Here is a 23,133-nt window from a genome sequence, read left to right as displayed (position 1 = left end):
GGCGAAATCCTCAAATCTATGTTGGTTAGCAAAACTGTCCTCATCTACAAGTTTTGATTTTGCATATAAGAGCCTCGAAACAAATAACTCTCCCATATATAAATAGAGTAAAAGACTATTCCATGTATATTTACGTTTATTACATACAAAGAGAAAGTTAGATTATTTAGATATGTTTAACTTATATTATAATATTTTACAATTTGGTATTTTCGCGATAATATGACTCTTGTAATTAGTAAATATTTACTATTAAATACTTATCAAGGAAAGGAGATGGCGTTTATAAGCAATGACAGATAAAATCTACATTGATTTATAACTCCATCTAAGATTAAACGAAGATGATTTTTGATGAGCAGAAGTCCATTAATTAATCCAATTAAGGAGGAGTTTTATCATGATTTTTAATCTCAAGAACATTAAAAAATCATTTATCATTGCTACGTTACTATGTTTGGTAATGGTTTTGGGTACTTCCGCAAATGTATCAGCCAATGAAAGCGACAAATCTATTAAACTTTCATATGGTGAGAATTATGAGAATAAAGAGACAGGCGAATATTTCAGATGGGTAACATCTCCCACGAAAAAAGGAATCGCAGCAAACTCTGTAGCTAAAGAATTTGAATTTAAGATTCGTTTCTCTGTAGAATCAGATGGTTTTACAATTGACAGTTCTTCAGTGGATATTGATTCTACTGCCTGGGTCGAGGATGTATTTGGAAATGTAGAGAGTGGTTACGAAGGTCATAAATATACGGTCCAACTTAGTCGATTGTTAACAACAAAAAGTTTGCAGTTTGATATAGACGGGACAGAATCCGGAACAATTTCAGGACTTACGAGTGGCGGTACTTATAAGATAAAAATTATCAATAATGATTATATTCCAGACGGTCAATATTTGGTCGGATATGGATCTGTAACAAATAATTAAAGAAACACATCAAAAAATGGTATTATAGAAGGCGATGATATCGTCTTCTATAATACCATGCTTTTATTTCGACAATTTTTCCGGAGGTGTGGATAGCATAAAATGAAAAAAAATATGATTTACCAGAAAGTCATAGCATTTTTTTTCTATGGCATAAGTTTAGCAATTCTTCTACTACTCATTTATGCATTGTTTAAAACTAATTTTTCCGGGACAATTTTTAAATATATATCACTTGCTGCTATTCTTTATTTTGTATTTGTTCTAATTGCAAACTCATTGCTATTATTAGCAGTTAACAATAATACACTGAGAATCAGAACATTCAAATTTAGCTTTTTTCTTTACTTTTTAATCTACATCACTATGATGTGTGGATTATTATTCAAATCTGGTGTAGATTGGAAATATAGTTCTCTGATAGAATATTATGTTGAAAACTCTAATCTCATACCTTTTAAAACAATATCGTTTTATTTTTTAGCTTTTGTAGGTGACTACATAAATAAGTCGATTGTGTTAGGAAATATTGTAGGTAACATTTTAATGTTTGTTCCTTTGGATTTATTTATAAGTATTTTCTTCCCTTCAAAGATAATTGGTTTAAAAAGAAAAATATTTATGTTCCTTTTTTTCATCATAATGATTGAAGTTATTCAATTAGTAACCCAAACAGGATTCTTTGATGTAGATGACATTATACTTAATTCCATCGGTTTTATGACTGGTTATTTCTTATTCAGGACACAGAGCATTCAAAAAATGATTAGATTTGTATTTATTCATGAAAAGGCGCCTAAAAGTGAGGACTATGCGGAGAATTAGAACTTTCCTTGAGGTTTTGAGTAGACAATTTATCAATGACGCAAAAATTAACGTAATCATCTTGTGTACTTTAATTCTGACCTTTTCTTTTGTATTTATCATATCCGGAGATATCGTATCGAAGTTTTTAGAGTATGGAAAAATGAATGTTGCTGTGAGGACTTACGAAATTAGACTCGCGGGTGCTAATTCTGTTGAATCCTTTGATTCTATTTTTAAGGAATTCATAAACAAACGAATCGAAAAAATAACTCACCTGAATCTATCTGCAAAAAATAGCGTCATTCGCCATTTTGATGTTGCTTTTGATCATCAACATACCAACCTCTATCCCCATACCAACAATACAATCATTCTAGGTCGAAATTTTAGTAATAGCGAGCTACTATATGGGCTAAATGTAATCATACTAAGTCAGAAAGATTACTCAAAATATTATAGTAATTATAAATTAGGTGATATTGTTCAATTTGCAGATTATGATTTCAGATTTATTGGTATTCATAATGAAGATAAAATAAGCGGTCCCATAATCCCTTATAATACTGTGCTGAAACTCTCAAAAGGCAATGAAAATAACTTTCGCGTCAATGAAGCCTTTATATTGATGGAGGAACGATTAAATAAAAAAGAGATTCGTGCAGTTGTCAGATCAGCCAAAAATCATCTGAATTATGACACTGACTATCAAATTACCACCTCCTCTTCTTGGATGAAAGACAGTATCTTAAAAAATACGTCCGGGAGTGTTATTTCTGCATTTATAGTTATCGTGTTCAGTTCACTTAATATAATTAATTTGCTTCGGATCATCCATTTTCGGAATAAGAACGTAATGAAAATATACAGAGTTCTTGGTTATGAGGACAAATATATTGCTTTTAATTTCATTGTGATATTGGTTGTGTTAACAATTATTTCAGTAATTCTCGGATCTTATTTAGCTGGTCCAATAGGTTCATATATTAAGCAAATTACGGCTGTCTATTAAAGAGGAGAATATGAGCAGAATTTTTGAATTTATTAAAATATATGCCTCCCCCAGCAAATACAAGTACTTATATCTTTCTTTGGAGCTAGTCGTTTTTTGTTTCATATTTCATCTGGTTTTTAATAATGTCGGAGAAATCAAACTCATTAAACAAACATTGGAAAGAGCCGGTGCAAGTCACCTATATCTTGCCGAGATGACTATTAGCGACATGAATAATCTATCTAAAAAATTAGCTGTTTTGCAGAAGAAATTACCTTATGGAATTGAAATGATCAGCCCCTCGAAAAAGCTGGCGTTTACAGATCAATTGCAAGGTAATCAACAAATTACCGTAGATTTTTTATCACGGAATGAAATCAAACAATATAAATATTTGATCTCAAAAGGTGACTATTTTCAAGATATTGATGATAGTGAGAAAATTTACCCAACTATAGTTCCGAAAAAATTAAGCAATAAATACGAATTAGGAAAAGCTTATAACATTACGATAAATAAAAATCTGATGAGCCTGCAATCTATTAAAATTAAAATCATAGGAGTTCGAAATGACAACTATATTTTGGAACACACCTATGGGAATCCCAATATTTACCGAGGGGATAGTACAATCTTAGTATTTGATCGTATAGGCGAAATTTCTAAGCTTTTCTATAGTGAATTCGATGGTTCGGTTTCCATCATGTTCGAGAATACTCGTCCTTATTCTGAAGGTGTGTTTACTTCATTTTTAGAAGATATGGGTTTAAAAAATATTAATAATCTTGAAGAGAACATCCTTATGCTAAAAGGATTAACATATAAGGATTTATATATATACCTCACTCTTTTAATTGTCATTTTCCCACTTATCGTTGTTTCGATATCAAGTTTCTTTTACCTAGAATTTCATAATAGAAAAAGCGAACTATTCATTTTAAAGAATTGCGGCATCGACGTGAAATTTTATTTCCAATCAATGTATATTATGAATTTAGCATTCTTCCTAGTTCCAGTAATACTTCAAGAAATCGTCTGGTTTTTGATATGCTCGGGTTACGGTATCCGATATTTTTGGTTGCACTGTTTGTTAATTCTTGCGTTATGTTTTGTTACAGTAACCTTGATTACTTCGTTTAATTCATATTTTTTTAAGAAAGTTAATTATGATGATAAGTCATTAGATAAGGAGATCATATGTGAATAACAATAAAACAAATGACATTATTGTATTGAATAAAATAACAAAAGAGTATAGCGGAAATGAACTAGCACTCAATAACGTTACTCTTTCTATAACTACTGGTGAGATGATTGCAATTGTTGGCGCATCCGGGTCAGGTAAAACTACCTTGATGAACATCATTGGGGGAAATATCAAAAATTACTCGGGTAGCTATCATTTCCAAGGAAGAGACTTCAAATCCATATCAAAAAAAGAAATAGCGGAAATAAAAAATAAGCATATCGGTTATGTACTACAGAATTTTGGATTAATCGAAGACATGTCAGTCTATAACAACCTTAAACTGCCTTTACTATTTAATCAGGCTATTCAAATTGATCAATTCAATAAAATGATTGTAAATACATTGAACAAAGTAGGTTTACCTAATTTTGCCACAAAAAAGACAAGACTCTTATCCGGTGGCGAAAAACAACGTGTAGCGATTGCAAGAGCCATCATAAATAACCCGGAATTAGTTATTGCAGATGAACCAACAGGGGCATTGGATTCCAAAAATACTATCGCCAGTATGGAGTTATTCAAAAAACTTAATAAAGAGAACGGGATCACTTTTATTATCGCAACTCATAATAGTTACGTAGCAGACATGTGTAACAGAGTAGTCGTTATACAAGATGGAAAGATAAAATAAAAATATTCAGGAAGAAGTAAGGTGATATTGGCCTATGGTCGTGCTCATGATCTTTTTGAAGACGAGGGTAAAGCTTGGAGGGCGGTGAAGCCGCTGATCAGGGCACTTTCATTACCTTACAAGATTTAATTCAGAAAACAAAGGAGCCCGCCAACCTATCCGTTGCATCTCTTTACTCAACCACGCTAACCAACACCGCTTCGGCCACTTGCCGATCCTCATCGGATAGCCAGACTTTCACTGGGGGAGCCATCTCCCTCGTTTCCAACAAAGAAACGACTTCGGATCTGGATGCCTTTTGATAGTTGCTGATCACGGTATGTTGATGGGAACGGATGTGGCTGACGAAGAATTTCGTTGCGTCTGTGATTGGGAACCGACCCTCCTCGCCCTCCGCTTCTTCTGGAGCCGAAGTTCCCCTTAGTTTCAGGTTCATCTGCACCGTCACTTCTTGTGTTCCCACAGCGGTCAAACTCCCAAACACATCGGCCCGAGCTTCATCCCAACCTGCCATCACCTCTTTATTCTCGTCGACAAAACCAACCCTTGTATTGGAGAATGGCAAAAGGCTGTCATAACCCAGCATTCTGGCGGAAGCGACTCCGGCTAAGCCAACCAGCATAAAGAGGACAATCAAGACCGTCAGGAGGCGATTCGTCGAAGAGGTTTTTTTTCGGAACCAACGATAGATCCCGATCCCGATCACCCCACCCAAAGTATTCAATAGAATATCGTCGATATCGCTGCTGCCCAAAGCCAGGACATATTGAATGATCTCAAGCAGGAGCGAGGTAACCAGCAGCCAGAGCGATTGCAGACGAATAGACCTTCCTTTCCCTGCATGGGCCGCCAAGATCCCCAAAGGGACGAACAACGCGATATTCCCCCCTACATTAAGCAATGCTCTTCCCATACCCATATTGGGGCTCGTGAAGAACTCTGCGATCGTATAAAAAGGAATCCAATTGATGCTTCTTATCGACCGCTCTCCCGCATGGTAGAAAATCGCCGCAAAAGGAACCGTCTTAAACAAAATCACCTGAAGCGTGAATAAACCATATGCGCTAAATAATAAGTAAAAGAGCGCCTGCAACCAACGGCTTGTTCTGGCTTGGCTGAGGTTGATGCTCCGTCCTCGATCGAACTTTGAATCCATCCTGTAGATCCACCTTCCTTGGTTCTTTTTTGAGGCCACCTTTCACAAGGTTCGTACTATCGGAATTACGTTTGGATGGATCCATTAGTTAGCGCCTTTAGGCTTCTTAGGCAAAAAGAAAACAGCCGCCGGCACTTCAAGCCGACAGCTGTTCTTGATTCTTGCTTATTTCACTTCGCTCAGGCGCTCTTCCAGGCGATCCCACGTTTCGGTAATGCCTTGCAGCATGCCCATATCCATAACGGTTTTGAGCGATTCCGAAGAAACGTATTCCCCCCGGCTGACTAGCTTCGTTTGGCCGCCGCCCAGATCAATGAACTCCATTGTAATGACGGTGGCTGGCAACGAAGCGTTGACGTTCCCCTCGGCATCCGAGAAGTAATCGGTATAAACGAACCCGTCTGGTTCGTCAATTTCCTTGTATACGGCTTTGCCCCAGGATTCCGTTCCGTAAAAATCCCCCATTTGCGGGTCCATGCATTTCATGCAGTAATGCCAGATCCCGCCAGGCTGGAAATCGACGGTGCATACCGTAACCTCAAATCCCCTTGGTCCCCACCAGTGTTTCAGATGCTCCGCTTCTTTAAACATGGAGAACACCAGCTCTTTCGGCGCGTTAAACACCCGTTCCAGTACCAGTACCGTTTCATTTTCCACGCGGTGAACCATCGTTTGATTCGACATCGACAAATCCTCCTCATTGGGATTAGAGATTTAGGTTTTATGAGAACAATATACACTATACGGAATATTCCTGTAAAGGAATATTTAAAATTGATGTACAAATAAAGAAAGCAGTGAGACAATGATTAACGGCTTAGGCTTAATACAGAGCCCGGAAAGATAGAGAGAGTTTGGGGGAAGAAGAGAAACCGATGGAATTTGACATCTTAGCAGCATCGCTCATTTTTGTGATTACCTTAACCTTTGTGATTTGGCAGCCAAAGGGGCTGAATATTGGGTGGTCCGCCTGCGGTGGCGCAGTGCTGGCCCTGCTAGCCGGCGTCGTCGGATTAGACGACGTAGGGGAAGTCGTGCAGATCACGTGGAACGCCACCTTGACGTTTATCGCAATCATTATCATTTCGCTGATCTTGGACGAGATCGGCTTGTTCGAATGGGCGGCGCTGCATATGGCCCGGGCTGCTCGGAGCAGCGGCATTCGCATGTTCGTTTACGTTAGCTTGCTGGGGGCGGTTGTCTCGGCGTTTTTTGCTAACGATGGGGCGGCCTTGATCCTCACACCGATCGTGCTCGCGATGGTCCGCCATTTGAATTTTGAGGAGAAAATGATCTTTCCTTTCATTATAGCCAGCGGATTTATCGCGGATACCACCTCACTGCCTCTCGTCGTCAGCAACCTGGTGAACATCGTATCGGCGGACTATTTCGGGATTGGTTTCGCGCAGTATGCCGCCCGGATGATTATACCGAATCTGTTCTCGCTGGCGGCGACGATTACCGTGTTGCTGCTCTATTTTCGCAAAAGCATCCCTCGTGCCTATGACCCGTCCAAGCTCAAAGCACCGGCCGAGGCCATCAAAGACCCGCGCTTATTCCGCTTGTCCTGGGTAGTGATGGGGATCCTGCTGGTCGGATACCTGGTGAGCGAGTTCCTCCATCTCCCGGTGTCCTTGCTTGCCGATGCAGTGGCCCTGATCTTCTGGGCGATTGCCCGTCGGAGCCAAGCGGTCGACACGAAGGCCGTCATGAAAGGCGCGCCATGGAACATCGTCGTTTTCTCGATCGGGATGTACGTCGTTGTGTATGGCCTCGGCAATGCCGGGCTGACCGAGGTCTTGGCGGATCTCATCCAAGCGGCGGCGGATCAAGGCCTGTTCGTGTCCACGATGGCCATGGGTTACATCTCGGCGTTCTTGTCGTCGATCATGAACAACCTGCCGGCCGTCATGACCGGCGTACTTGGCATCGCCGAAACCGCCACCTCGGGTACGGTCCGCGAATCGCTGATCTACGCCAACGTCATCGGCGCCGACCTCGGCCCGAAGATCACGCCGATCGGCTCGCTCGCCACCCTTGTCTGGCTCCACGTCCTCGCTAAGAAGGGCGTCCGTATCTCTTGGGGGACATACTTCAAGGTCGGCATCGTGCTGACGATCCCGATTTTGTTCGCGACGTTGTTGGGGTTGTGGGTGGTTTTGAGGGTGTTTTAAGAGGGGCAATTGCCCCCTTTTCTTATTCCACGAATATCAATTTACTCCCTTGATACTTCCATTTTGCGGTGATATCCTCAATGCCAATGCGGCTTCGGATAAGGTTTATTTTAGGTTACAAGTAATAAACCATAATGTATAATTGTTATAACAATTGAATAGTATAATAAGGAGGTATATCTATGGGTAAGGTGATGCATGAAATGGAACGTAAAGTAACGAAGTTTGGAAATAGTCTCGGAATTACCATGACCGAAGCTCTGAAGCAAATCGGACTAGATATAGGTGATGCTGTGAAAATCGATGTAAATGAAGCAGATGGAGAAATTATTATACGTAAGGCCAACAAGGTAACTCTACCTGCAGGGATCAGCCCCGAGTTTCTCGAAACCCTCTCCAATGTGATGGAAGAGTACGATGAAACATTAAAAGGCCTGAAGGATCGATAGTATGCCCATTCGATACCTAACGGTTCAAGAGGTTGTAGCCATAAATGTTGCTGTGATCCAAAAGTATAGTCCAGAGGAACATGTTGGAATTAAAGATAGGGGCCTATTGGAGTCAGCGGTATTTCGCCCTCAATCCTCCGCTTTTAGTAAGGAAGCCTATCCTACACTATTTGACAAATCCGCAGCTTTATTTCAATCCCTTGGGCAAAATCATCCTTTCCATAACGCAAACAAAAGAACCGCATTTACCGCTCTGGTTATCTTCTTAAAACTGAACGGTTTTGACTTTATCATGGACCAAAAGGCGGCTGAAGATTTAACCGTCAACATGGTAAACCATCATTATGAGTTTCAGGAATTAGCTCAAGTGATTCAACAACATTGCTCTAACACACAAACAGATAAATAGTCCCCTTATAGTGTGAAAACAGTGAATTTACAAGGATCCGCGGGCTCCCCCTTCTCTCTCTTCTGTCTCTTCTATCTCTTACTCTTCTAGCTAGTGCAAAGAAATTATGGAGAATTACCGGAGAGGGTGAGCGATTGAACCTTCTTGAGAACCACCTCGAAGATTTCGTCCTTTTTGCAAGAAAGGTCTGTGATTTCGATGCCTAGACCCAGCATACAATTCAACTCGAACCAAAGGAACGCGAAAAATCATTCACCTGATTCATCACGTTCCTTCGATCTTTCCTAGGCGTCTTATTGATTTCAAATTCAAAACACGCATTCCGTGGCGATCGTTGGCCGCTTAAGTAGTTCCCATCCGGTCTTGGCAGAAATAAAAGAAGCAAGCTCCGAGCCCATGCGATAATGCGTTTGATAGCCGGGATGGTATCGTCCGCCCCATCCTTCAACCTCTGGATGGATTAAGCCTAGATCAACCAGGAACACTTTCTGATTTCCGTTTTGGTTGAAATGGGATACCACCTTTTGGACACTGGGGAGATAATTGTTATTCATGGTTCCGACACAGCAAAATACATAAGGATCTTGATATTTCTCCAGAATGGTCCGAACGAATTCGATATAAGCTGCGATATACTCTTCATCAACGATCGGCGTTGAATAATCATTTTGGCCCAAGTTAATGACCACCCCATCCGGAATATAGCATTTGAAATCCCAAGGCGTCGTCCCTTTCCCAAGTGTCCCGTAAAAATGCTCCGGCAACCCTTGCTGGTTCCCTACCGCATCCTGCCAAACGCCAATTCCGCAGATCGCCAGCGTATGATATTCCGCGTTTAGCATCCTGGCGCTGATCCCGACATAGGACATGTATCCGTCGTCCAGATGTGGCGCTTCGGCGAGCTCATGGGGATGGCCAATCCCGGCCCCGTCCGTGATTGAATCGCCATAGTATTCAAGCCGGAGCGACTTTGCCGCAGGCGGGGTAAGGAAGCTTCCGCCCTCAGGCAACGAAAAGCGATGGAACGTAATCCCTCCCGTTAGAATCCCCGTGCGTTTATGGATCTCTAACGTATGTTCTCCATCAGGCAATCCCTGTTCAATGACGTACTCATGGACTCCCTTCTTCAAATTAATCCAATTCCGGGCTACGCCGTCCAGTACGATTTCAACATAATCCTTCCCGTCGGAATCCTCCGCCGTCATGGTAATTGCAGTTCCCCGAAAAGCAAGAAAAACGGCTGAGTTCACCCACCCGCATCTTGGAAGTTCCTCCTCAGTCAGGTCAAACCTCCCCATGAATCTAGCATGTTGCGAAAAATGAAACTCCATTGCTGCTCCTCCCTTCAACTTCGAGTATTGTCACCAAACCGAGCATATATCAGTTTAAATAAAGTATACTTTATTTATTAATATATTCTCTTTTCATATTATCAATCGACCCCTATTCAGTCAATAACATATAAGATATGCGCCCGCTAAGTCTTTATGTATAATACTTAAAGGGATGCGGAATAAATTTCTCGCCTAATAATAAAGTATACTTTTATAAGACAATATACTATAATCAAGTATAAAGAACGAGAGACTGAAATCGAGGGGTATTAAGGTGAACGAACCGAAATATGACACCGTAAAACGAGCGCTACTCCATCAGATTCAATCCGGCAAACTTCGGCCTGGCGATAAATTGCCCAGCGAGGAAGATCTAATGAAGCAGTTTCAAGTAAGTGGCATTACGATACGCAAAGCCATGACCGAACTGGCGAACGAAGGCGCCATCATCAGAATTAAACGGAAAGGCTCTTTCGTAACCCAAACTCAGGCCGCAGATCCATCCAGCCGTTTGATCGCATTTATCTTATCGGCAGAGGATAATTACGATGTTTCGTATATGAAAATCATTAAAGGGGCTCAACAAGCGGCAGCTGAATTCAACTATTCCTTAATTGTGGAATGGAGTAACGAGAATCTCGCTGTGGAACAGGCATCCATCCAGAAGATGCTGGACCGGAAAGTCGACGGGTTTTTGATCTATCCGTTTGATCCGGTCCAAAGTCAGGACAACTACCAATTCATCGAACGAAACAACATTCCTTACCTATTGGTAGACCGGTACAATGTGGATCATCCCAGTTATTTTTCCGGCTGCAACAATTTTGACGGGGCCATCCTCGCTACTCGGGAGCTCCTCCGCCTAAAACACACGAAAGTCAAATTTACCAGCTATCATTTCTTCCTACAATCCGAACAAGAACGATTCGCCGGTTATTGCAGCGCCATGCGTCAGGCCGGTCTTCCGGTCACCGACGACAATTTGTTAACCGACATTGATTATGACCAATTGACTGACAGCATTAGGAAACGTGAGGTTACCGCTTTGTTTTGTTCCAATGACAAGCTGGCCATTGAAATAATCGGGCAATTGTCTAGTCGCGGCATCAACATCCCGCAAAATGTTTCCATTATGGGATTCGACGATTGGGACCATTCCGACAATTTGTCGATCGGATTATCGACCATCCGGCAAGATTTCGAAGAAATCGGCAGAAACGCCGCAAACCTGCTGCACCAGGTTATCCAAGGCAATACCCATGGAAACAACACGAAAATATTGTCGGGGGTTTCTTTGGTCATCCGGGAATCCACCTGCGAGAATCCATATGCATAGCCTTATCAAATCACAAACCCCACGAAAGGAAGGACCCTTTAATGAGATTCGACTTTTTGACCTTTAGTCTCAGACACGGACTATTCCATCAAGAGCAGGACGGAATATCCTGCTTCCTCCCTGGCAGTGCGATTACCGTGCGTTTCCACGGGCGAGAAGTCACTGCCGAAATTGAGGATGTTAACGGAGAGGGTAAAAGCTGGGTAAACGTCTATATCGACGATCTCCCCGTACGGGTGATGAGAATCGATCCGGATAACCGGGTATACCAGCTGGCCGACGACCTGGAGGACGCCCCGCATACTTTAACGCTGCAGAAGCGAACGGAAGCGGCATTTGGCACCCTCAAATTCACCAACCTAACCACAGAAAATGGAATCTTTCTGAGCCCGCCGTCCCCTCTCCCCCGCCGCCTGCTGATCATCGGCGATTCGATCACTTGCGGCTTTGGCAACGAGGCGCAGATTCCTTGCGATTGCGATGCTTCACGCGAGAATATCGCTCTCGCCTACAGCTCGTTGACCGGCCAGTTTTTGAATGCCGAGACTTTGATCGTCGGGGCATCTGGTACGGGCTGCTATCAGAACTTTGGCGGCTCCAAAAAAAGTCGCATGTCGGATTATTTTATGGAAACCATCTGCCCTTATCTCGACCAAAAGTCCATGGATCCGTTTCACCCAGAATTCATCGTTATTAATCTCGGAACCAACGATTGGTCCGCCCCCATCGAACCCTCGGATTACCTGGCACAATATCGTAAACTGGTAGACTTCATTCGCAGCAGGTATCCCTCGGCCCAATTGTTCTGCGCCATCGGCCCAATGCATCTTGGCCCAAGTCCCCATTTGCAGACCCTGGTAGAAGAACTCAACAAAGAAAGCGACAAGCCTGTGCACTTCGTGGAATTCCCGCTGATCCAACGGCCGGAAGACGGCATGGGAGGCTGCGGACATCCTTCCATCAAGAAACATCGGCAGATGGCCGAACAGTTAGCAGGCACGATCCGTCAGCTTTGTTTTTAAAAAAAGAGACAGCCACCCTCATGAGGAGGAGGCTGTCTCTTTTTGTGAAGATGACCTAATATTCACTATAAACTCGTAACTCCCCGAACCAAGTTCAACAACCAGATCATGTCGATCCTCCCTCAATTGGAGAGAATCAGGCAGGCACTCCCCTTCATAACGCGGCCAGAGGATCTGATTGTACCCTTGCTCGAAAATCGAAGATAACGGCAAATCCTCGCTTTGTAATGGAAAATACACTTCGGCACGGCAATTCGGGGGGATCTGAATCTGGCATTCCCAGCTTACGCGGTTTACCTTGGACCAACGAACGGTATATGGCCCGCGAATCGTATGTGTCGTAGCGGACGCGTGGCGCAGTCTCCTTGCACGAAACGGCCTGAACACCGCCCGCCCAAAAGCAACGGCTTCGGGATGCGGAGCGATGCCGGCCACATGCTTGTAGAACCAGGCGCTAACGCTGCCGAACATCGGGTGATTATGGGAATCGTGGCCATCCCAGGATTCCCACAACGTCGTAGCGCCATTGTCGAGCATATAGCCATAACCGGGAAATTCTTTGGACAACACCATTTCCAAAGCCAAGTCCGTCTCCCCCTGTTCGCTGAACAAATCGAACAAGAAGGAAGTGCCGAATATGCCCGTGTCCAGATGCCCGTGCAGATCATCCCGATAATGCCGCAAGACCCGCTGCCACACTTGATCGGCATAGGTGTCGGGGACGCAGCCCAGAACGAACGGAAATACATCCGCGCCTTGGCGCCCGATGGAATAACTGGCTGTTTCCGAATTAAAAAAGGCTTCGTTAAACGATTCGCACACAAGGCAATGCAGCTCCGCATACCGTTTGCGATCCTCTTCATAACCGAGAACCCCGGCCACCTCGGACATCAAGCCTGCCGTATAAGCATAATAGAAGGTGCTCACCAGTCCAGGCGGTAGCTGGTTCTCTCCGGGGACGCACCAGTCCCCCAGAAACCAACTGCCCGGTTCTTCGAATTCCACGAGATAGCTGCCCCGATGACGCGTACCCAAATAATCCATCCAACTCTTCATGCCTTCATAGTGTTCGATCAACAGTCGCCGGTCCCCATAGGTACGGTACATGAGCCACGGCATGATCACATAGGCGGATCCCCAGGCGACTCCCCCTCCGCCTCCATTAAACGGGGCCGTGTGCGGGACAAAACCTGTCTTTTTATTCTGCGCATCGCCAATATCACGAATCCACTTGGCATAAAAGGTGGACATCTCAAAATTGTAGATCGCTGCCTGGGCCGTGACATGGCCATCTCCCGTGTATCCAAGCCGTTCGCGATGCGGACAATCGCTAGGCACACCGCCGTGCAAATTGGACAGCTGCGCCCAACGATAAGCTTCTTGGATCTGATTCAGCAACGGTTCAGAGCAGGCGAATTGACCGATGGGCTCGACAGCCGCATGCACGATGACACCTTCCAGATCCTTTACATCCGGTACTCCGGGATATCCGGATATCTCTACGTAACGAAAGCCATGCCAAACGAATCGGGGCTCGTATTGCTCTGTTCCCCGTCCATTCATGATGTAGGTATCGGCTTGTATTTGACCTTCTCCTCCGCAGCTTCCAAAATCAAGCGCCCCGTCAGCCCCGCAATTTTCAGCAAATCTCATCGTAATCCGCTGTCTGGAGTTCCCTTGCATGCGAAGGCGTACCCAACCCGAGAAATTTTGACCCAAATCAAATACATATACATTCGGCCTGACCTCGACACGCGAGATGGGGGTGATCGTGCCGATTTTTTTATCCGGAGGAGATAATTGAGCCGTCAACCGCCCGGCCGGCGGATGAACCAAACGGGCAGGGCCCCAGGATGTATCATCAAAGTGATTCCCCGTCCATCCAGGCTGTTCAAGCCGAGCATCATAGATCTCTCCGTAGAACACGTTATTGAACACAATCGGCCCGGGGTTGCATTTCCAATGGTCGTCACTCCGAATGCAGTCCACTGTACCATCCTCATACGTGATGACCAGCTGCAAAATCAACTTGGGGGCACCATACCTCATGTTTCCTTCAACGGTTCTCTCCGCCTGATTGTAGAACCCGTTCCCCAACATGACGGCAATCGTATTCTCTCCGTGCTGAAGATGGCCGGGTACGGAATGCTGAATATAGTGAACGCTTTTGGAAGTTTGATCCTCAAACGGATACAACAAGCCTTCGATCTGCCGATCATCATAATCCGTCCAATTCGGTACTAGGACATGGTCCCCTATCGGATTGGCATTCAAATACAGCTCAAAATAGCCAAGGCCGGAAATATCTAGAACCGCGTGTTTGACCTTCTTTTCAATCGAAAAAGTCCTTCTAAATAACGGAGCCGCGATCGCCTCGTCAGCCCCGATCCACAGAGCCGTCCATTCATCCGGGCTAAGGATCCCCATGTCAAAAAAAGCTACCGCTTCCGACTCGTATTGTCCTCCATTTTGATCCCAGCATCGGACGGTCCAGTAACAACGTTGTCCGCTGACCAGCGGCTTGCCTGCATAAGAAACGTGATAGGTATCCGCAGATTCAACTTTGCCGGAATCCCACAAATCACCGACTCCCGCAAGCATATTTCTTTCCTCTGCGGACACGATGATTTGATACGCCACCTGTCTGCGGTTTCGTTTAGAAGCGTGGAGCTCCCAACTAAAGCGGGGTGACTTGGTTTGCACACCAAGCGGATTGTTCGTGTACTCACACCGCAGGCGATCCACTTTATCCATGACGCCACTCCCTTTCCAAATCAGTAAGATTCCACATCAATTAGGCAATAGGGCCGCCAAAAGGCAGCCCTCATACTCTATTCAACCTATAGGAAAGCGCGAGCCGCTTTCCCTATTTTTTCGCCAAGAAGTCATCAACCTGCTTCTGCAGTTCGGTCTGGATTTTCTTCAGGACCGTTTCACCTTCCGCTTTGAACTTAACAAAGTACTCATCCGGATCCAACGCACCGTTAAATAATCCGCTATAATATTTGGCTTGGATCGTTGCGAATTGCGCCACTTCGTTCTTCACCGGAGTTGGATCGAAAGAGAAGCCGGTCATGATATCCTTTGTGAAGTTGTCGGCCTGCGCAATAAATTGACTATACTTCGCCGTTTCTTCATCCGTCCCCGCCCATTCCCGCTCCAGCACAGGATTCAGCATGAGTTGGAATGATACGATGCCGCCATCGTTGTTCAGTGTTTCGTATTGATGATCCCCAACCGATTTCCAGTTGACACCTTCAATGCCCCGCTCCAACAGATCATAATTTTCCTGACGGTTCGCCCAATCCAAGAACATCATCGCGCGATCCTTATGTTTGCTGGTCTTCACGATACAAATAAAGTTATCCATTTTGAAATTCGACAGATTTTTTCCTGGCGTGATATCAAAAAGACGAACGGCTTCCAGTTCACCATCAGGCACAACCTGTTTTAATTGGTCATTAAACGGTTTGGGAATACCAAAGGCCATTTGCGGCGTAGCCGCCACCTTGTTCTGCAGCTGCATTTCGGCCGAACTGGTTTTGTTCGTTAGAACGTCCTGCGACATGACTTTATCCACGAATAACTTGCGGACATCCAGGATATTTGACCAAATTTTAGGCTCCTTGGTTTCAAAGAAATTGTAGGCCTTCCCGTCATTTCCCTTGTAGTACAACATCAAGCTGGCTCCCGCAAAGTTCGTCGGGCGGATACTCACACTGGTGTCATCCCGGATCAGCCAGTTCACCCACGTATAAGTGACGTCATCTGCCCCGGCGATAAGCGGCGTAATCCCGGGATAATGATCTCGGATGGCATAAAGATACGCTTTCAGCTCCTCATACGTCTTCACCGGAGGTAAGTTTAGCTGCTCTCTCAAGTCTTTGCGAATAAAAACCGATCTTTGCTGGGTGTAAGCATTCCCCAGGGGTACGCCATAGATGCTGCCATTAATTTTGTTCGCATCCCACATTTGCTGCGGTCTCGTCTTCAGTACATTAGGGCCGTATTTCTCCAATAGTTCACTTAACTCTTCGTAATATCCCTGGGCTGCCATCGTGTCCAAATGCAGCCAAGGCGCATCAAAGATTAAATCTACGCTCTCGCCTGAAGCCAACATAACGTTGGTTTTCTGATTTAGATCCGCAAAGTCGACCATAGTAATCTTAACCTGCGTATTCATCTCGGCTTTCAAGCGCTTATTTACTTCGGCCAGAACCTCGTCGAAGTTCGCCCCCTTCCCTCCCGGAACGACGATTTCCAAGGTAACCGGTTCTAGAGAGGAAGCTCCGGTTCCCCCGGAGTTGTTGGCAGTCGAGGCGTCCTTGCCGCCTGCGCCGGAGCAGCCGGATAAAGCGATCGTCAGCGCCAGCAGCGCAACTCCCAAAATCTTATGTTTTGATTTGGCCATGTAAGTAACTCCCTTCCACATGATATTATCGATTGGAAATTTCACCCTTTGATCGAGCCCAAGGTCAGGCCTTTAACAAAATATTTCTGGACCATCGGATACATAAAAATAATCGGTCCAATCGTTAGACAAACGGTAGCCAGCTTGACCCCCTCTGCCGGGGGCAGCGTCAGCACATTGCTGTGATTCATCGAGGAGAGCTGCATCTGCGACATAAGTTGCCGAAGCAGCAGCTGAAGCGGGTACATCTCGCTGTTATCGATAAACAGAAGCGAAAGCCACCAATCGTTCCAATATTGCAAGGCGTAGAATAAGCTGATCGTCGCAATCACCGGCGTGGAGATCGGCCGGATGATTTTGAAGAAGATCGTCCACTCTCCAGCCCCATCCATATTAGCCGATTCATTCAATTCATAGGGTAACGAACGGTAGAACGAAACTAAAATAAACGCAAAGAACGGATTCATGACATAAGGGAGGATGAGCGCCCAAAGCGTATCCTTTAGATGCAGCCACTGGACGACCAAGAGATAGAAACCAACCAGCCCCGAACCGAAAACCATCGGCACATACGTCATGAAGGAGAGAAAACCGCCATATCGGTTCTTACGATGCGCTAACACGTAAGCAAATAAAGCCGTGACCCCAAGCCCGATGGCTGTGCCAATGGCGGTTACTGCAATCGTGACCCCATAACTTACAAACATTTGCTTCCCTTGAAGGAGAAACCGATAGGATTCTATTGTGAAGTCATCAGGCCATATGGCATATCCGTGGAGAGCCAAGCTCCGGGTGGTGGCGAACGAATTGATGACCATCAGCCAGAACGGGAACAAGCAAGCCAGCGCAAATAGAACCAGAAACAACCCGAATAGCCACACTGTCACTTTGTCAGAGATGCCGCCTGTCCGTCGCACTTGTGCGAGCGGGTTCAGAGCTACCGGACGATTCATTTGTAAAGTTCACCTCCCTTTCAATTGCACGGAATGAAGACGCTAGACTTTTAAAACAACCTGGAATCCTTGTCCACCTTCCGCACCAGCGCATTAAAGGAGACGACGGCAATCAGCCCCATGATGGACTGATAGAATACGATCGCTGACGACATGCTAAAATTCCCAAGCTGTCGTAGCGCACGATAAGAATACGTATCGATCACGTCGGTTGTCGGAAATAGGATCCCGTTATCCCCTATAATCCCGTAGATCATGCCGAAATCCCCATAGAATATCCGCCCAACCCCCAGAAGCACAAGAATGATGATTTGCGGCTTGAGCAAGGGGAGCGTAATATACCTCATCTGCTGCAAACGCGTGGCTCCGTCAAGACGGGCACTCTCGTAATAATCGGCTGAGAACCCCGTGATAGCCGCTAACAGGATAATAGAGTAGTAACCCGCACTCTTCCAAATTCGTGTAAAGGTAAGAATGATCGGCCACACCCATGGGGTCTGATACCAATCAACGGCTTGAAGTCCGCTCATGTCCAAGACACGGTTGATCAGGCCATCCGTATTGTTAAGTAGAATAAATGTCATATAACCGACGACAACCCATGAGATGAAATAAGGCAAGAAGACAACGGATTGGATCGTACGTTTAAACCATTTCAGACGAAGTTCATTTAAGAAAAGTGCAACGAGAAGTGCAAACACCATTTCAAACACAATGAACAACGTATTTAAATAGACAGTATTAACCGTAACCTGAAGCCAGTCTCGATTGGAAAAAAAGAAGCGGAAATTGTCCAGACCTACCCACTCGCTCCCCCATAGGCCCTTGCTGATTTGGAAGTCCTTGAATGCAAGCAAATGTCCTGCCAGAGGAATGTAGGAGAAAACAACGAGAAAGACAATCCCCGGGATCGCCATCGAGTACAAGCCCCGGTTCTTGGCAAGGTCTCTGATGAGTCTCAAATTTTAGTACCCCTCCTTTCTAACCGATCTGTCTGATGTGGCCATATCCTGACAGTGATTATTATGGAGGGTAGGACTCCTCCGGGATAGTCCTCATAGTGTCATTGGAGGTTCTCATCTGCAGCATCTCGCTCCCGCAAACGTCCTCGTTTGCACATTGTTAAAATGAAGACTTCACACGCAAGCCAAGTTATGGATATGATGGAATCACAGTCTATCAATTGTACCCGGGGTGCTGGATGAGATGAAGATCAAACTTTTTCTACAGAAGACTTACTTTCGTACCTTTCTATTGCTAACCACGGTTTTGATCTGTTCCATGATTCCCTTCACCTATTTTCTGTCGGCGGAATTCTCAAAATACACCATGCTAGAGGTGCGCAGCAATTCGCAAAACGAGGTCAACAACCTCGCATCGAAGGCGGAAATGATTCTCGGTAATCTGAAAGCTTACGGGCTAAGCATGTACGCCGATCAGAACATTCAGAACTGGTTCTTTAACACAGATCAAGACCCGCTCATTAATCACGCCGCCCAGGTCGCTCAGTCGAATTTCATGTCGACCGAACCGCTCATCCAACGATCCTATTTAATCAATTTGAAACAAGGCCTTGTTGTCGATTCGAAAACGGGAATTATCCGTTTTGACGCTTTTGCTGACCAGCGCATGCTAGATCGGGTCAAATTACTCCAACGCCAATATTTACGCTTCTTCAAACATTCGCTGGATAGCTCCGACTATCTGGCCCTTGTTCTACCCGCAACTCCCGAGAAGCGCTCTGACTTCTATCTCGTGCTTCTTATCGATCAACCGCTATTGAATAAGCTGCTCATCGGTGAAACCGTCACCTCGGAGCAAGACATTCGAATTCTCGACGAGCACGGAGAACTGCTATTGGGCACGCCCAATCCCGAGTTAAATGAGCTGCTGCATCAAGCCGGGCAGGAGCATCCGACCAACGAGTTCCAAGTCCAACTGCCGGATCAGAGATGGTTCGTCAATACCGCCGGATTAACCTCGGAAAACTGGGCGGTCTATTATTCGACCGAATACCATACGTTGACTCGTCATATCTCTTCGTTTCAACAAAAATTGGTAGCGTATACGTTACTATTACTTGGAATCGTCTCTACGTTGTTCTTCTGGAGTTCACGCCGTTCCCTGCGTTCCCTTACCTTTATGTCTGAAAAGCTGCGAAAAAGGGTCGCTTTGACCAACATCTCAGCGGACGCCAAACCCGATATCCAGTGGATTAACGACGGCATCGATATGCTGCTGAACAATATGGATCAGCTGCATGCCTCCATGCGAAATCACTCCGAGCTCGTTCGAACGGAATTTCTCGCGCAGTGGGTGCTGCACGGAACGCCAGGAACCAAGAGCTATGAGTACATTCAAGCCCAAACCCAACTCACGTCCTGCAAGCATCTGTTTCTGGCCGTCCTGCGGATTGAAGCGTATACGGTCTTTTGTGAACGTTACGACTTTCCTTCCCGGAAATTAATCAAATATGCCATACGCAATATTAGCGAAGAGATTATCGGCGCCGAATCCTATGCCGTCGAAGGATTGGATATGGGCGGCGATCATCTCATCTTAATTATGGGCGGCCATGTCTCAAGCGAGCTCCAACTCCAACGACTCCTTCAAGAGATCCGCAATCAGATTGCGCGTATTTTGGGGATCGATACAACGGTCGCCGTCAGCGATGCCTATGACTTCGGGGCCAACCTTCGAAACGTGTATGATCACATCTACGAATTGACGATGCTGCGATTTCTGGATGGGGAGAAGCCCCTCTTTCTGGAGAGCGATTATGAAGAATTTATGGCCGGTTATCCCGCCGCATCCGAGGCGCTGGAGACCGCCGACATCATCAAGGCGATCCGCCGCGGTCGTCCGGATACCGCCGTTGCCCTGCTTCGCCAGCAGATGAAGCACATCCATGAGCTTCCTTATCGCGATTGCAAGCTTAACCTGACTTACTTTACCTACGACTTGCTCAAGAGCTTCAATAAGTCCAACGCTTTACATGGAATGAGCAATATCCATCAGCTTCTGGAGCGGTACAGCACGCTATCCGATTTCCAAGCCTGGCTGGAGAATATGGTCACAACGCTTGCGACCGAAACCGAAGTCCCGAAATCCTCGAACCGCAAGGAAGAGATCGTCCAGGAAATCAAAGAATACGTCGATAGCCACCTGCAGGATGCGCAATTATCGATTGAGCAGGTTGCTGACAATTTCTCCTTCTCCGTAAGCTATATTCGGCTGGTATTTAAGGAGATTGCCAACCTGTCATTGTCCGAGTATATCCTTCAGGCAAGAATCGAGCGAGTGAAGGAGAAATTGGTATCCAGCCAACTCTCCGTGTTAGAGATTGCGGACCAGTGCGGATTCTTATCCAAAGGTCACTTCTTCTCCGCATTTAAGAAGTTTACGAATCTCACTCCCAAGCAATATCGAGAAATCCATGGAGACACCCTCTAATCAAGGAGAAGGGCCATCCGGAAAGGAATTCAGCACCTTTCAGATGGCCCTTAGATTGATATTTACTTCGCGGCTTGCTCTTAACGGCTGCCTGTACCTTGAACAGGTTCCAACCCCAGTTTTGGGTTAGACAAGTCGAGTTTATACATGACTTGATTATAGTTATAACGGGGAGTTGGGATGTGATCGGTGTACGTATTGGTATAGGTTCCCTCGAAGTAAATCACCCGTCCCCCATCCTTGCTGAAGTATTTGTGCTGTGCCACATTATAGAAAGTATAATTGTCATGCGTGATGATCTTCTTGGCGTGGACCCAGGGACCCTGAGGCGTAGGAGCTTCCGCATACCAAATTTCCCCGAGCACCGACGTGCTGCCCAGAACCTGCTGCCCGATCATCACGTAACGCTGCCGATAATCGTTCCATTCAATAGAACTTGAGGCGATTTCCACCCATTCACCGGTATCGGCATCCGTCAATTGATAATAATGCGGGTCATCCGCTTGAATCAGTCCGAGTTGAATCAATTCCTTCTCTTGATTCTGGCTCAGCGGCGGGGTGTTCTTCTTCCATCCCCAGACTAAGTTGCCGTTCCCGTCACGTTCCAACGAAGTTTGCGCCCCATTGTACGTCGTTCCAGGCATCAGGCAAGTAAATGCTTCGTATTGGGTGTAGTCGATGATGGCTTCGTAGCTTGCAGCCACGCGCAAATTAGGCACTCGATGTTCGGTGAACAACCAATAGCCCTGACCGTTCTCCTCATAATAGGTGGCCTGGCCGCCAGGATGGCGCCAATCCTCTATGGATGGGAACTGGACGACCTGCTCGAACTCCTTCGTCTGATCGTTAAAGGCCAGAATCCCATAAGCGGTGGGTTCCGGATTATGCGTACTGTAACCGGCAAGCAGGCGTTCCTGTCCGTTCTGGTCCTCGGCCGTCATCAAGCCGAATACCCAGGCGATGCCAGCACCATCCGGCAATGGCGGCACTAGGCTCTTCACGAACCCATCCTCTTTCGTGAAATAACTCAGATTCACTCCAATATCCGGATCCAACCCTCCGTTTTGCGGTAAATCGGAAGTCGCTCCCGTCACACGGAAGTTCCCCAACGGATAGGCCGGTCTGTCGGTATCGCCCCAGAACCAGTACAGCTTATCTTGATACTTAATCACCTGCACGGAATCCTGCCCCATGACCAACCCGTTTACTAACGGCTCCTGAATCGGCGTATGTTGACCCAGTAGTACGCTGTCTCGGTAGATGCCCTGGCCTGTCATTCGGTATAACCTTTCGGCAATGTTGGTTCGGTTCATCTCAATCGTAATAGAGCCCCCGGGCGTAATCTGCACCGCTTGCCCGCGATAGCCAAACATGTCCACGGGGTAATCGTAACCGTCGCTCGACAGATGAAAGAAGACATTCTGATCCATCAGGCCGGGCTCGTCAAAAGCCACAACACCGGCACTGTCCGTGTAGTAAAGAATATTGTTGGTCGTCCTTAGTTCAACCAAGGGAATCCCTCGCCCCGTTTCAGCGTCCACCACTTTGATCATAAAGGGTTTATGGACTGCTTTCTTAGCAACACTAACATCCGGTGCAATTGTGTCTTCCACCGCTTGCGCTGCCGTTGCAACGCCTGGAGTCATCAGGGCCATCAACATCATGCATGTCCATATCCCCGCTCTGTTCCACTGCCTGATTCTCAATCTTCTCACCCTCCCGGCCTATCAAAATGAAATCATGACAAATTAACCATCCTGAACTCAAATCGTGATGTCGAACACGCACACCTTAGCCGATGGATCACCTCCTTACCAT

The 23,133-nt window shown here is 45.7% G+C and carries 19 protein-coding genes; 11 read left to right on the top strand and 8 right to left on the bottom strand.

Translation table 11 applies throughout. The features are described 5' to 3' along the window. Positions 1–400: 400 nt before the first annotated feature. The 5 genes from MKZ15_RS01655 to MKZ15_RS01635 all read left to right on the top strand — a co-directional run bounded on the left by MKZ15_RS01655 (position 401) and on the right by MKZ15_RS01635 (position 4,618). Positions 401–940: a hypothetical protein gene (locus tag MKZ15_RS01655; protein WP_339819317.1), complete on the top strand. Its 540-nt coding sequence runs from the start codon at positions 401–403 to the stop codon at positions 938–940. Between the two features lie 102 nt (positions 941–1,042). Beyond that, positions 1,043–1,765 carry a VanZ family protein gene (locus tag MKZ15_RS01650; protein ID WP_339819315.1) on the top strand — a complete coding sequence of 241 codons (723 nt, stop codon included), beginning with the start codon at positions 1,043–1,045 and terminating at the stop codon, positions 1,763–1,765. Between the two features lie 142 nt (positions 1,766–1,907). Then, positions 1,908–2,756: an ABC transporter permease gene (locus MKZ15_RS01645; protein WP_339819313.1), complete on the top strand. Its 849-nt coding sequence runs from the start codon at positions 1,908–1,910 to the stop codon at positions 2,754–2,756. Between the two features lie 10 nt (positions 2,757–2,766). Beyond that, a complete protein-coding gene (locus tag MKZ15_RS01640; protein WP_339819311.1) occupies positions 2,767–3,945 on the top strand; it encodes a hypothetical protein in 1,179 nt (392 codons plus the stop codon). After that, a complete protein-coding gene (locus tag MKZ15_RS01635; protein ID WP_339819310.1) occupies positions 3,938–4,618 on the top strand; it encodes an ABC transporter ATP-binding protein in 681 nt (226 codons plus the stop codon). Before MKZ15_RS01640 ends, MKZ15_RS01635 begins: the two co-directional genes overlap by 8 nt. Positions 4,619–4,790: 172 nt before the next feature. Here the strand turns inward: MKZ15_RS01635 and MKZ15_RS01630 are convergent, their stop codons facing one another. Beyond that, on the bottom strand, positions 4,791–5,774 hold the full coding sequence (locus MKZ15_RS01630; RefSeq protein ID WP_339819308.1) for a VanZ family protein: 984 nt from the start codon (positions 5,772–5,774) through the stop codon (positions 4,791–4,793). Positions 5,775–5,939: 165 nt separating this feature from the next. After that, positions 5,940–6,458 carry an SRPBCC domain-containing protein gene (locus MKZ15_RS01625; RefSeq protein WP_155606881.1) on the bottom strand — a complete coding sequence of 173 codons (519 nt, stop codon included), beginning with the start codon at positions 6,456–6,458 and terminating at the stop codon, positions 5,940–5,942. Positions 6,459–6,649: 191 nt separating this feature from the next. Here MKZ15_RS01625 and MKZ15_RS01620 point away from each other — a divergent pair, with 191 nt between their 5' ends. From MKZ15_RS01620 to MKZ15_RS01610, 3 genes are all read left to right on the top strand, one after another. Then, positions 6,650–7,948 carry an arsenic transporter gene (locus MKZ15_RS01620; RefSeq protein WP_339819305.1) on the top strand — a complete coding sequence of 433 codons (1,299 nt, stop codon included), beginning with the start codon at positions 6,650–6,652 and terminating at the stop codon, positions 7,946–7,948. A 182-nt stretch (positions 7,949–8,130) separates the two neighbouring features. Further along, positions 8,131–8,397: an AbrB family transcriptional regulator gene (locus tag MKZ15_RS01615; protein WP_339819303.1), complete on the top strand. Its 267-nt coding sequence runs from the start codon at positions 8,131–8,133 to the stop codon at positions 8,395–8,397. Between the two features lies 1 nt (position 8,398). Then, a complete protein-coding gene (locus MKZ15_RS01610; protein ID WP_339819301.1) occupies positions 8,399–8,806 on the top strand; it encodes a type II toxin-antitoxin system death-on-curing family toxin in 408 nt (135 codons plus the stop codon). Between the two features lie 308 nt (positions 8,807–9,114). Here the strand turns inward: MKZ15_RS01610 and MKZ15_RS01605 are convergent, their stop codons facing one another. Further along, a complete protein-coding gene (locus MKZ15_RS01605; protein WP_339819297.1) occupies positions 9,115–10,137 on the bottom strand; it encodes an SGNH/GDSL hydrolase family protein in 1,023 nt (340 codons plus the stop codon). Between the two features lie 277 nt (positions 10,138–10,414). Here MKZ15_RS01605 and MKZ15_RS01600 point away from each other — a divergent pair, with 277 nt between their 5' ends. After that, positions 10,415–11,476: a GntR family transcriptional regulator gene (locus MKZ15_RS01600; RefSeq protein ID WP_339819294.1), complete on the top strand. Its 1,062-nt coding sequence runs from the start codon at positions 10,415–10,417 to the stop codon at positions 11,474–11,476. A 41-nt stretch (positions 11,477–11,517) separates the two neighbouring features. Continuing rightward, on the top strand, positions 11,518–12,498 hold the full coding sequence (locus MKZ15_RS01595) for a GDSL-type esterase/lipase family protein (protein ID WP_339819291.1): 981 nt from the start codon (positions 11,518–11,520) through the stop codon (positions 12,496–12,498). Positions 12,499–12,516: 18 nt separating this feature from the next. Here MKZ15_RS01595 and MKZ15_RS01590 read toward each other — a convergent pair whose 3' ends face one another. From MKZ15_RS01590 to MKZ15_RS01575, 4 genes are all read right to left on the bottom strand, one after another. Further along, the gene (locus MKZ15_RS01590; RefSeq protein ID WP_339819288.1) at positions 12,517–15,252 is read right to left on the bottom strand and encodes a family 78 glycoside hydrolase catalytic domain; all 2,736 of its coding nucleotides are present in this window, start codon (positions 15,250–15,252) and stop codon (positions 12,517–12,519) included. Positions 15,253–15,364: 112 nt separating this feature from the next. Further along, positions 15,365–16,909, bottom strand: coding sequence for an extracellular solute-binding protein (locus tag MKZ15_RS01585; RefSeq protein ID WP_339819285.1), 1,545 nt, complete (start codon positions 16,907–16,909; stop codon positions 15,365–15,367). A gap of 41 nt (positions 16,910–16,950) precedes the next feature. After that, a complete protein-coding gene (locus tag MKZ15_RS01580) occupies positions 16,951–17,862 on the bottom strand; it encodes a carbohydrate ABC transporter permease (protein ID WP_339819282.1) in 912 nt (303 codons plus the stop codon). Between the two features lie 50 nt (positions 17,863–17,912). After that, positions 17,913–18,824, bottom strand: coding sequence for an ABC transporter permease subunit (locus MKZ15_RS01575; protein ID WP_339819280.1), 912 nt, complete (start codon positions 18,822–18,824; stop codon positions 17,913–17,915). A gap of 244 nt (positions 18,825–19,068) precedes the next feature. Here MKZ15_RS01575 and MKZ15_RS01570 point away from each other — a divergent pair, with 244 nt between their 5' ends. After that, positions 19,069–21,315, top strand: a complete 2,247-nt coding sequence (locus MKZ15_RS01570) for a helix-turn-helix domain-containing protein (RefSeq protein WP_339819278.1) — start codon at positions 19,069–19,071, stop codon at positions 21,313–21,315. Between the two features lie 80 nt (positions 21,316–21,395). Here the strand turns inward: MKZ15_RS01570 and MKZ15_RS01565 are convergent, their stop codons facing one another. After that, the gene (locus MKZ15_RS01565) at positions 21,396–23,030 is read right to left on the bottom strand and encodes a hypothetical protein (RefSeq protein ID WP_339819277.1); all 1,635 of its coding nucleotides are present in this window, start codon (positions 23,028–23,030) and stop codon (positions 21,396–21,398) included. Positions 23,031–23,133: the final 103 nt, after the last annotated feature.

It is taken from the genome of Paenibacillus sp. FSL R7-0216, from assembly GCF_037969915.1.
Lineage (GTDB): Bacteria > Bacillota > Bacilli > Paenibacillales > Paenibacillaceae > Fontibacillus > Fontibacillus rhizolycopersici.
The sequence above is the reverse complement of the archived record's forward strand: the minus strand, read 5'-3'. Positions and strand labels throughout refer to the sequence as shown.